Annotated in this window: 10 protein-coding genes; all 10 read right to left on the bottom strand. The window is 66.5% G+C overall.

Annotation, left to right across the window (positions count from 1 at the left end):
• A partial coding sequence (locus GF399_02280) for a hypothetical protein (protein MBD3399141.1) occupies window positions 1-2,107 on the bottom strand: 2,107 nt, incomplete at its 3' end.
• A gap of 124 nt (window positions 2,108-2,231) precedes the next feature.
• Window positions 2,232-2,939 carry a hypothetical protein gene (locus tag GF399_02285; protein ID MBD3399142.1) on the bottom strand — a complete coding sequence of 236 codons (708 nt, stop codon included), beginning with the start codon at window positions 2,937-2,939 and terminating at the stop codon, window positions 2,232-2,234.
• 118 nt (window positions 2,940-3,057) lie between these two features.
• Complete coding sequence (locus GF399_02290; GenBank protein MBD3399143.1) at window positions 3,058-3,450, bottom strand: hypothetical protein; 393 nt, start codon at window positions 3,448-3,450, stop codon at window positions 3,058-3,060.
• Window positions 3,450-4,088, bottom strand: coding sequence for a riboflavin synthase (locus GF399_02295; protein ID MBD3399144.1), 639 nt, complete (start codon window positions 4,086-4,088; stop codon window positions 3,450-3,452). The genes GF399_02290 and GF399_02295 overlap by 1 nt, the downstream gene beginning before the upstream one ends.
• Window positions 4,089-4,322: 234 nt before the next feature.
• Window positions 4,323-5,150 (bottom strand): DUF3307 domain-containing protein, encoded by an 828-nt coding sequence (locus tag GF399_02300; GenBank protein ID MBD3399145.1) that lies wholly within the window; start codon window positions 5,148-5,150, stop codon window positions 4,323-4,325.
• 154 nt (window positions 5,151-5,304) lie between these two features.
• Entirely contained in the window at window positions 5,305-7,659 is a 2,355-nt protein-coding gene (locus tag GF399_02305; protein MBD3399146.1) for a CHASE2 domain-containing protein, read from the bottom strand.
• Window positions 7,660-7,671: 12 nt separating this feature from the next.
• Window positions 7,672-8,331, bottom strand: coding sequence for a cyclic nucleotide-binding domain-containing protein (locus GF399_02310; GenBank protein MBD3399147.1), 660 nt, complete (start codon window positions 8,329-8,331; stop codon window positions 7,672-7,674).
• 99 nt (window positions 8,332-8,430) lie between these two features.
• Window positions 8,431-10,296, bottom strand: a complete 1,866-nt coding sequence (locus GF399_02315; protein MBD3399148.1) for a hypothetical protein — start codon at window positions 10,294-10,296, stop codon at window positions 8,431-8,433.
• Window positions 10,297-10,315: 19 nt separating this feature from the next.
• Entirely contained in the window at window positions 10,316-10,930 is a 615-nt protein-coding gene (locus tag GF399_02320; GenBank protein MBD3399149.1) for a hypothetical protein, read from the bottom strand.
• Window positions 10,931-10,983: 53 nt separating this feature from the next.
• Window positions 10,984-11,514, bottom strand: a 531-nt coding sequence (locus tag GF399_02325) for a T9SS type A sorting domain-containing protein (GenBank protein ID MBD3399150.1), incomplete at its 5' end; no start/stop codon positions are given.

The raw sequence follows: 11,514 nt of genomic DNA on the forward strand, positions 1-11,514 counted from the left end.
CCCAGTTGAGCAGGACGCCTTCCTCGGCGGTGTCGGCGTCGAAGTAGGCCACGGCGATATCGGCGTTGTTGCACTGGACGCTGCCGAGGTAGGGCCAGAGGTTGTCACCGCTGACGGTGATCAGGATCTCGCCGTTGGTCTGGACGTTGAGACCGCTGAAGGTGGCCTGTCCGGAGCCGTTGGTGGTCTGGACCTCGTGGACCTCGTCGTCTTTGAACAGGCAGACGGTGGCGCCGCTGACGGCGCTGCCGCCGCTCTCGACGGTGACGGTGAAGTTGCTGCCGTCGTATTCACCGGGATGTCCGACCTGCAGGGCGGACATGACGTCGTACCAGGTGGGGGTTTCACAGGGTCCGAGGATGTTGTTTTCGTAGACGCACCAGCGGTAATACTGATTGCCGCGGGCTGCGCCGGTGTAGACGCTGCGCATGTCGGACACGGCGGCGCCGAGGCTGAGGATGTCCTTGCCGAAGATGGCGTTGAAGTAGGCCTGGTCCAGCTTGTCGCTGGTGCCGCCACCGGGGTTGCCCGGGTAGTACCAGCCGTAGCGGGAGTTCATGATCGCGGCGATGCAGCCGCCGTCGGCGTTCTGGACGATGGCCTCGGCGAAGCAGACGGGGCGGTCGAAGCCGCCGCACATGCAGCCGATGGAGTAGAACCAGCCGGCCTTGTCGCCGTTGGTCAGGTTGTTGGCGTCGCTGACGTACATGTTGTCCGGACCGGTGCCGATCAGAGTGTAGTTGGAGTGGGCGCAGTGGTTCATGATGGCGCCCTTGCCGGCGTTGATGTTATTGACCACGGCGGTGCTGCTGATGTTGCCGAATTTCTCGTAGAGCCGGGTCATCTGGAAGTAGCCCGGCATGTAACTGTTGGCGACCACGTCTTTGGCGTCGCCGCCGGAGGTGGTACTATCGAGGTAGGCGCCGAGGAACAGGCCCTTGATGGCGAAGCCGGCGGGCAGGTCGGTTTCGTAGGTCAGGATCTTGTCGACCTGATCGGTGACCATGGAGGCGCCGCGGGCGGAGATGCGTGAGACGTTGATGTCGGGCTGGATGTCTGGGATGTCGCCCTCTTCGCCCCAGTAGCTGTCGCTGTCCTCGTTCCAGGAGCCGTCGAGGTCGGAGTAGTAGAGGTCGGTCGGGATCAGGCGGTCGTCCTGGGAGGTGCCGCCGATGGTCACGTAGCCGCGACGCTCGGGAACGTAGTCGCAGTCACCGCCGAGTACGACGTACTGGGTCGACCAGTTCTGGTAGGCGTCGATGATGAAGTTGCGGATCCTCTCGGCGTTGTCGCGGCCGCTGTAGTTGGAGTAGATGTGTTCGGTGGTGACGATGGCCGTTGTCAGGCCCTTGCGCAGTTTCCAGTCGCGCAGGGGTTCGGCGGCGGAGGTGAAGCTGGAGGGGGTGATGAAGACCCACTCCGCGGTGCTGCCGAAGTCCGGGCCGTTGAGGATGGGTTCGGGGCTGAGGCCGACGGTGTGGTCGGTGATGATCGGACAGGGATGGTAGACCTCGTTGGGGTTGATGACCATCGCCCGCACGCGTTCGATCCGTTCCTCGGCGACGCGCCGGGTCACCGCGTTGGGTGTGACGGTGGCGTAGGGCAGGGGCTCGGTGGTGATCTCAAAGTCGATACGGGTGATCACGGAGAGCTTGCCGGTGAGGGGTTCGTAGACGAAGGGGCAGAAGTCGAGTTCGGCGATGCCGTAGCCGGCGGCGTTGCTGCCGCCCAGGGCGCGCAGCGGCTCGGCGGGGTAGGGCTCCGCGGAGCCATAGATCGCCGGATCGGGCTCGGCGACGTAATCCTGGGGCTTGGAGGTGGGGCGCGGCTCGGCGGTGGGCAGGATCGACCAGACGCCGTCCAGCTCCTCGATCTCCAGGGAGGTTACCTCGACATCGACGGCGCTGCCGCCGCCGGGGACGAAGATGTTCAGCGGGATGCGCGGCAGGGCGGGCACGCCGGTGTCGCTCGGGTAATAACCATCCACCACGCGGGGGATGACGTAGCCGTTGGAGGCCACCAACTCAACCGTCGACGGGTCGACGTCGTAGCTGTAACCCAGGACGAGGATGGGAAGCAGCAGCGTTAACAGCAGAATTTTACGCAAAAGTCCTCCTTTGGGGTGAGCATAAGACTATTCAGCATACCCTTGCTCCGGGCGCTTATCCAGCCAAAGCGTCTTTATGCGTTCATTGTATTAGTTAGCAGAAAAAATCTTAAGGGTCAAGGCGTTAACCATGAAAGGGGTCCCTCGGGGGGGCGGAGGGCTGTACGGGGGTCAGCCGCTCCAGGCGGTCGATTAGGTGCTGTTGATATGTACTGTCGATTACCAGGTCCCGCTCGGCCAGCTTGGCGGCCAGCAGCAGTTCGGCCCTGACGGCCAGGCGTTGCAGGGAGGCGGCGCTGTAGAGGGGATTGTCGCCGCGGTGGTGGCTCAGGGCCGCTGCGGCCTGGCCGAAGGCGGCGCTGTAGAGCTCCAGCGGGCCGACACTCGGTTCCAGGCCGACGGGATGCAGGTGGATGACGTAGCGGATGCGTTCATCCGAGCCCAGGGCCGTAGGATTGGCCAGGGCTCCGCTGTAGAGCCCGGGTTCCTCCTCGTCCAGGGGGGCGTTGTCGAGCAGCAGGGTTACCTCGACGTCGCCGGAGGCGGTGAGCCGCTCCAACGGCGGGAGGGTCAACAGCGATTGACATAGTTGACGGTACTCGTCCCGCGAAGGTGCCACGGCGGTGGCGTAAAGGTTGCCCTCGAGCTCGACGGCGGCCTCGGTGCTGTGAGCCAGAGCCAGTCCCCCAGCGTACAGGTGGCCGGCGATCCAGACCAGGCCGAACAACAGGGCGATAAACAGGCCGCGTTTGGCCCGCCGCCGGGCCAGTAGGCGGGTCAAGCGCTGCAGCTCATCGCGGTCCATCACCCGGTCGCTGTTCGGCGCATCCATGGCGGGGTCCTCGTGTGGCGTTAGCAGGCGATTCCGGCGGCGCCGGGACGACTTGTCAGCGCTTCAGCCGGTGCCCACGGCGGTCTGGGACGATCCGCGGAACGTCAGGTTCCGACGCTCAACCACCGACTCTGCGACGGAAGCGGCCGCCCACCCAACCACCCAGCAGGCGTTCGAGTTCCGCGATCTCGAGCTCCTGCTCGACGGCGCGCTCGGCCAGCCAGGCCCGGTGCTCCTCGTCGGCCTGAGCCGGCGTCAGCTCGCCGTCGCCGACCCGGACCGCCAGCTCGCCCAGCAGCTCGCTCTGGGCCGCGGCCAGGGCGTCGAGCTCCTCGCGCAAACCGATGTCGGCGATGCCCCCGCTCAGGACCGCGGCGGGATCAGCCGTCGGCTCGTCGGCATCAACTCGGGTCGTGACGACCGCTTCGGTCAGCGCAGGCTCGCCCCCGTCGTCGCAAGCCGCCGTCAACAACAGGAACAGGACGCCGATACTGAGGAGAATCCGCATCATCAACCCTTGAAACCGTGCTCGGCCAGGAAGTCGCCGTCCAGCCCGCCGGATCCGCCGCCGGTCAAACGCTCCAGATACCGGGCCAGCAGGTCGACCTCGACGTTGAGACGAGCGCCGCCGCTCAGCCCGCCCAGGGTGGTGGCGGCCGCCGTGTGCGGGATCAGGCCCACGCTGAAACGCACCCCGGCGACCGCGATGACCGTCAGGCTGACCCCGTCCAGCGTTACCGAGCCCTTGGGCGCCAGATACCTGGACAGGCGCGGTTCGTCCAGCTCCAGAACGAGCCGCCGGGCGGCCCCTTCCCACCGCACCTCGCGCAGCCGCGCCGTGCCGTCGACGTGACCCTGGACCAGATGGCCGTCCAGGCCGTCACCCAGCCGCAGGGCGCGCTCCAGGTTCACCACGGCGCCGGGCGCCAGCCCACCCAGGTTGGTCCGCCGCAGGGTCTCGGGCATCGCCTCGGCGCTGAAGCCGTCTTCGGTGACAGCCACGGCCGTCAGGCAGGCGCCGTTGACCGCTACGGAATCCCCGAGCGCCAGGCCCGCCGCCGTCGCAGGGGCCTGTAGCTCCAACCGCGCCACCCCGCCCGGCCGCAGCCCGACCAGACGGCCGATCTCGCTGATAATCCCGGTGAACATTCTCGGTACGTTGTTGGCGGTTAAGGGTGAGCCGGGCGACCTTTGACAACGACCTCAGACCCCCGGCGCCGACCCGGTCGCCGGAACCGGCACGGTTTTTACGGAGGCGGTTAGCTGTCGCCGCTCCGCGAGCCGCCGAGTTGCAAAAACCGTGCCGGTTCCGGCGAAACGACGGCCCGGGGGCTGCGGCAGCTCAGGTTGCTGTTTTCAACGGTCGTCCGTCGGCGGCGCCAGTCAGGGGTAGAGCTTGAGCCCCACCAGGGTGGCCCAGAGGGCGGCGGAGAGGAAGCTGAACAGGTAGTCCAGCGGGTAGGCGCCGTGGAAGCTGCCGTCGTCGTCGCCGTCTTTACGCGCCAGTAGCCCCAGAACTACGGGCGGCGCCGCGGCGAGGAGCAGATACAGGGGCGAGAGCTGGTAGACCAACACCAGTCCGGAGTAGCTGACCACGCCGCCCAGCACCATGCTGTAGCGGTAGTAGCCGCTGAACAGCTCGCGCTCGAAGTCATTGCGCAGCGACTTGTTGCCGAAGTTGACGGCGATCATCGTGGTGTAGCCGGCCAGGATCATCCCGGAGAGCAGGTTGATCAGGTAGTCGTCGCGCCAGAGGTCGGTGAGCCAACCCGAAGTCGGCAGACTGGGCTCGAGATGTCCGAAGATCCAGGCCAGCGCCGCCAGGCTGGCGAAATGGAACAGTTGATCGGCGAAGAAGCCCAGCAAGCCGTTCTTCTTGACCGTGTCGAACAGGCCGTGGACCGCCTGGAGCACGACGACGCCGACGATGAACCACGGCGAGTGCAGGTAGGGCAGGCAGACGGCCAGGGTTACCAGCAGGTGGATGCCGGCGTGGAGGGCCACCCCCCAGCGTTTCTTATAGCGGACCTTAAAGACCCAGTCGGTCTGCAGGGGATAGTCGGCCAACAGGAAGGCCAGCAACAGGCGATAAAAAAGGGTCGTCGACATATTACGCTTTGGGGGATTGTCGCCTCGGGCGGAGCTGAAGCGACGGTTCGAGTCAGGCCCGGCCGGCGGACGAGACCTGCCTTGCTCGGCGCCGGCGGCCATTTCGCCGCCGCTTGGCGCTTGCGCCCGCCGGAACCGGCACGGTTTTTGCGGAGGCGCAACCGTTTTGACGTCCGTCACGGTCGCCGAGATGCAAAAACCGTGCCGGTTCCGGCGCCGACGGATTTGGGCGGGTGTTGGGGGTCTCGTCCGCCGGTTACTTGACCAGCATATTGTGGATCGGCTCCCAGTCGTCGCCCGGCGGGTTGGCGTACAGGCTGCGGGTCTGGACGAGGTAGGACTTGCTGGGGCCGTCCTCGGGGAAGTCGGCGGTGAGTTGCTTGAAGGCCTCGAAGGCCTGCTTGAACTCGGCGTTTTCCCAGTGCGCGAGGGCGGCGGTGAAGCGTTCGAGAAGCTCGGCCTCGCGCCCCGCGGGGCGGCCCAGTCCGAGGAGCTCGTAGCAGATGACGGGTTCGTTCTTGCCCTTGACGCGGAAGCTGCCGAGCTTGCGGACGTAGAAGTCGTCGATCAGTCGCCGGTGGGTGAACTCGCTGATGATCACCGAGGTGTTGAAGAACTTGTTCAGCGGTTCGAGGCGGGCGCCGAGGTTGACGTTGTCGCCCATCACGGTGTAGTCGAAGCGGTTGTGGGAGCCCATGTTGCCGACGACCATCGGGCCGGAGTTGACGCCGATGCGCATCGACAGCCGGGGCAGGTCGCGGTCGCTCCAGCCCTCGTTGAGCTCCTCGAGCTTGTCGAGCATTTCGAGGGCGGTGTGGCAGGCGGCGTCGGCGTGGTGCTTGAGGGGGTTGGGGGCGCCGAAGATGCCCATCACGGCGTCGCCGATGAACTTGTCCACCGTGCCGTTGTTGGCGAAGACCAGCTCGGCCATCGGGGTCAGATAGTCGTTCATCAGCTCGACGAGGGGACCCGGTTCCATCTGCTCGGAGATGGTGGTAAAGCCCTTGACGTCGGTGAAGATGACCGACAGCTCGCGTTTCTCGCCGCCCAGGCGGACCATGTCCGGGTTGTCGACCATCTGCTCGACGACGGCGGGTGAGACGTAGTGACTGAAGGTTTCCTTGATCTTGCGCTTGGCCCGTTGCTCGACGACGTAGTTGAAGCCGATGACGGAGAGCATGCCGATCAGCATCCCGGTGCCCGGGCGGACGATCTCCAGCCAGAGATCGGCCTCGGCGAAGAAGTGGAAGGCGGCGATGACGTAGCCGCCGAAGAGGAGCAGGAACAGGGGCACGGCCAGCCACCAGCGCAGGTAGGCCACGGCGAAGCCCACGGCGAGGGTCAGGCCGATGAAGATGGCCAGGGACCACAGCGGATCCAGGCGCTTGAGATAGGCGCCGGAGAGCATGTTGTGGATGGCCGTAGCGTGGATCTCGACGCCGGGATGGGCGTTGGAGTAGGGCGAGGAGATGAAGTCGAACAGGCTGCCGGCGGTTCCGCCGATGATGACGACCTGGTTGTGGAAGTTGTCCCAGGCCTGCTGGACCTTCTCTTCCCAGGGCATGTCGTCGCGCTGGGAGAGGTAGTGGATGTCGGTGAAGGAGTAGTAGTTGAAGGTGCTTTCGGCGCCCTGGCCCGAGGGACCGATGTAGTTGAGCAGCAGCTCGCCCTGGGGGGTGGTGGGGACGGTCAGTTCATCGCCCAGCTGGACGCCGACGTCGGGGTCGAAGGTGATCTGGTCGCGGGGGACGTCTTTGGCCAGGGCCAGGGCGGCCAGGGAAAGGCTGGGGAAGCAGAGGGTCTCGCCGGGGCGGGGACCGGCGGCGCTGATGATCATCGGCACCCGCCAGATGATCTCATCGTGGGGGTGCATCATGGTGTGGCCGAGGAGGCGGACGGCTTCGGTCAGCTCAGTGATCGGTGGATGGAAGCCGGCGTAGTGGTAGAGATGGCGGTGCTGTTCCCGGGGGATGTCGAGGGCGTAGTCGACGTAGGGGTGCCCCTCGAGCTCGCGTAGTTGCTCGGTGTGGGCGAAGTCGACCCCGGCCAGCCCCAGGGCGACGTTGCCCGTCTCCTCGAGGGCCCGGGCGAAGACTTCGTCCTCGTCGTGAAGCTCCAGCCAGCGGCGGACCCGCTCCAGGCCGTCGGCGTTCTCAGCGACCCCGGCCTCGTCGACGGCCGCGGCGCCGGCCTCTTCGAGCACGGTCCGGCTGATCCGGGGATAATCGGGGTTGCCGGCGGGCTCGAAGAAGTGCATATCGAAAACGACGGCGGCGGGTTCGGCGTGTTCGAGCAGCTCGAGGACTTGGGCGTAGTACTCCCGGGTCCAGTCCTGGTAGCGACCCAGACCGTACTCCTCCGGCGGCAGCAGGCTGTAGTCGTCGATGGTGATGATCGAGATGCCGGGCACGGTGGCGCCGGGGCTCTCGCTGCCCGAGAAGGAGCGGCCCTTGGCCCGGACCCGGGCGCGCATGGTGGCCAGCTCGAAGTCGCGCAGGTTGTCGGTCAGGTTGAGCAGCCAGGCCGCCAGGGCGGCCACGGCGCAGACGATCAAGGTCACCAGGAACTTGCGGCCCCGCCGGGGTCCGCGTCTGGGGGTCTGGTCAGCCAACGGGTACCTCGCTTAGGCGTCGCCGAACTGCTCCTTCATCTCCAGGTAGTTCATGAAGCGCTCCAGGTGCTCCTGGGAGTAGACGATCATCTCGTCGCCCTTGAGCTCCAGCACCTTGGCCCGCATCAGGGTCTGGATGATCTCCTCGACCTTGGCCCGCGGCAGGCCGACCATGCCGACGAGCTCCTTGAAGGTGAACTCCTTGTCGAGGCCGATGCCGCCGCCGGTCTTGGGCTTGCCGTGCTTCTGGCACAGCAGCATCAGCGTCCCGGTGATGCGGGAGGAGTTGTCGCGGTAGAGCAGAGTCTTGATCTTGCGGTCGGCCTCGCGCAGGCGATTGCTCATCTTGCGCAGGATGCGCATGATCAGCTTGGGGTTGTTCGAGATCTGGCTCTCGAAGATGTCGTCGGAGAGCTCGATGACTCTGGTGTCCTCGAGGGCCTTGGCCGTGGCCGAGCGGGGCTGGTTGTCGATGATCGCCATCTCGCCGAAGAAGTCGCCTTCGGTGAAGACGGCCAGGGTGGTTTCGATGTCCCGGCTCATGTTGGTGATGGCGATCTTGCCGTCGTAGATGATGTACATCGAGTTGCCGATGTCACCTTCCTTGAACAGCACCTCGCCGGCCTTGATCTCACGACCGAACTTCTTGTATACCTCCTCGCCCATTTTCATCCGGCGGATCCTTTCTCAAGCGCGTTGCCGCGGGTAGTGTTTGGCCATCCAGACTATCAGAAGTATACCAGTTATCCGCCTTAGTGTCAGGTGCCCGCCTCACTGCAGATAACCCAGGGCGCGCAACTGCTCCATCGTCTGCTCGCCGATGGCTTCGGGCAGGGCGATCTTCTCGCGCCGGCGGCCGGAATCGTAGGTCGCCGGCGCCTCACCGAAGGCGTGCTCCTCCAGCCAGGCCAGGTAGTCGGGTTCGAGGGCCTCGGCGTGGATGCGGCCGGGCATGTCCGCGGCCGGCGGCAGGCCCAGCAGGGCCAGCACCGTGGGTAGGAAATCGTAGATGGTCATCTCCGGACCCGCGGCGCCGCGCCGGACGTGGGGGCCCCAGAGGCCGACCACGCCGGTGGGATCGTGCCAGAAGTACATCCGTTCCGAGCCGTAGCGGCTGGTGGGTACCTCGCGGGGCGGATCAAGAGAGGCGAAGCCGTGGTCGCTGATCACCAGGATCACGGTGTTGTCGTCGACCAGCTCCATCACCCGGCCGAGGATCTTGTCGGCCAGGCGGTAGCTCTCGACGACCAGGGGGCCCATGGCGTCGGAGAGCTCGCCCAACCCCTCGGGCAGCGGCGGCAGATGGGACGGCGTCCCGGTCAGTCGCTCCCAGTAGCGGGCGTGGGCCGGCCAGGCCGAGTGGGGGATCTTGTCCTGCAGGTCCTGATAGAGGGCCGCCAGCTCCCAGTCCTCGTTCTCCAGCAGATGGAGGAAGGCGTTGGCGGCCAGGATGTCGTGGGTCAAAAAGTTCGGCAGGGGGTAGCGCTCGACGCCCTCCTCGACGTTCTCGGCGAAGCGGGGGACGATCTCCAGCACATCGGCGTAGGCGTAATCCTCCTCGGAGATGTAGGGCCGGGACTCGGCGACGGCCTTGAGCTCCTCCTCCATCTCCGGTGGATACAGACGGCCCTCGAGTTCGGCGAACTCGCGCTCCAGCGCTACGCCGCGGCCGTAGGTCTTCTCCCAGAACAGGTCCGTCAGGCAGACGCCGTCGATCTCGCCCACGGGCCAGGAGTAGTACCAGTTGACGGTCACGCTGCGCTTATCGCGCGCGCCGAGGAACTCCCAGAAGGCCTCGACCCGGCGGTCGTTGGACGACAGGGGGATCTTGACGCCGCTCTCCGGGTCCAGCCGGGTGAAAGCCGTCACGCCGTGCTCGGCGGCGGGCTTGCCCGTGGCGAAGGTCGTCCAGACGATCGGCGAGAAGTAGGGCTCCTCGGAGCGCAGCACGCCGAGGTAGCCCTCGTCGCGCAGCCGGGCGAAGTTGGGCAGCTCGCCCAGCTCGATCAGCGGCTCGAGCAGGGTGTCCTCGAGGGCGTCGATGCCCAGGACGACGACGCGGCAGGGCTCGGCGTCTTCGGGTCCGGGGAACAGCGAACCCTCGGCCAGGCCGGCTGTGGGCAGGCTCAGGCGCTCGACCGCCAGCTCGGGCAGCTCTCCGTCGACGTAGTCCAGCAGCTCGTCCTCCAGCTCGGCGGCCAGCTCGACCCGCCGGGGCCCGTAGAGCTCCCGGTTCGTGCCGCTGAAGGCCGAGGTCTCCAGAGCGGCGGCCAGCAGGGGGGCCGGGTTACCGCCCTCGACCTCGTCGCCGAAGCGGGCGATCAGCTCGCGGCCGGCCTCGGCGGTCAGGTCGACCTCCAGGGTGCATTCCAGGATCAGCTCGCCGTCGGCGGTCTGGATCGTCAGCGGGGCGCTCATCTCCTGCCAGCCCCGGGGCAGGCTGACCAGTCCGCCGGAGAAGGGCGGCAGCCAGACCGTCGAGTCCGCCTGGACCAGCTCGGTGTCTTGATCAGCGGCGCGGTAGTAGAAAGCGGCCAGGTCGGCGGGCGCCGTGGTATAGCCGGTCAGCCAGACCAGTAGCCCGGCGGCGACGAGCAACACGCCGATCAGCCAGGGGAGGAGTTTGCGCTTGTCCATCCGGGTCCTTTCCAGAAGCTCATCGCTCGTCCACGGCCGCCGTGATCTCGTCGCGGAAGCGGTAGTTGGGATCGTAGAACAGCGGTTCGGCGTGACCCTCGGCGACCAGCAGGGGGCAGACCGCCGTCTCGACGCCCTCGAGCTCGACCAGGGGGTAGCCGAGGGTCCGACCGTAGCGGTCGGTCAACTCGGTATCGAACAACAGGGTGACCCAACGGCCGCCGATGAGTTCGGCCAGCCGATCCCGGGCGGGTTCAAAGCCCGCTTCGCCGCGCTCCGGGGTGTCGATGCCCAGCAGCCGCACCTTGCCCAGGCCGTCGGCGACGACGGTGTCGCCGTCGATCACCCGGCGGATGTAATACTCGCCGGCGCCGCTGGAGACCGGCTCCGGCGCCGTCAGCAGGGGCAGGTTGTCGATGATCAGCCAGGCCGCCAGCCCGGCGGCGAGCAGGCTGATCAGGACCTTGTAGACGGTTTTCGAAGACTCGTCTTTCCTCATGCTCTTTGCTTGTTGTAACCTGGTAAAGGTAACAGAGACGGACGGTGAAGGAAAGACCGTGGAGCGGTTGGGGGCTTGATGATACTCGGGGCCGGCGGGTCGGTTTGGGGTATCCCATGTGCCTCGGGCCGGCATACTGTACGGGCGGGATGTTAATCCCGCCCGTGTGCCGCTATATCAACAACTCGTTACCGGCCGACGACGATCCGGCGGCTGAGCGCCGCGCCTTGCGTCTCCAGGCGCAGCAGATAGACCCCGGCTGATGCAGCGGAGCAGTTCCAGCTCACTTCGTGGCGTCCGGCGGGCAGCTCGCCCTCGCTCAGCGTGGCCACCCGGCGCCCGGCCAGGTCGTAGACGCTCAGGCTGACGCGCTGGGTCTCGGGCAGGGTGAAGGCGATGCTGACGCTTCCCGACGACGGATTGGGATACGGTTCGTGGAGGACGAGTTGATGTGCGGACTCCGGCACGACGACGGCCGCCGTGGGACCGAAGCGCTCGGTGCGACCGTCGCTATCCGTTGTTTCCAGCCAGTAGACGTAACTCCCGCCGGGCTCCACGCCGCGATCCAGCCAGCGGGTGGTCCCACCGGGCAGACTGCCCGAGACGGCGACGGGGTCGCTCTCGCCGCGCAGGACACGGACACCGGCGGGCAGGTCGCCGCTGACCGTCCAGCCCAGCAGGACGCCGTCATCGGCGGGCGAAGCTGTCAGTTCAACCTC

The sequence above is a fragment of the Candidatus Coatesbacteria bacterium genome, from assembly GCA_014728225.1.
Classification (GTDB): Bacteria; RBG-13-66-14; RBG-13-66-14; order RBG-13-66-14; family RBG-13-66-14; genus WJLX01.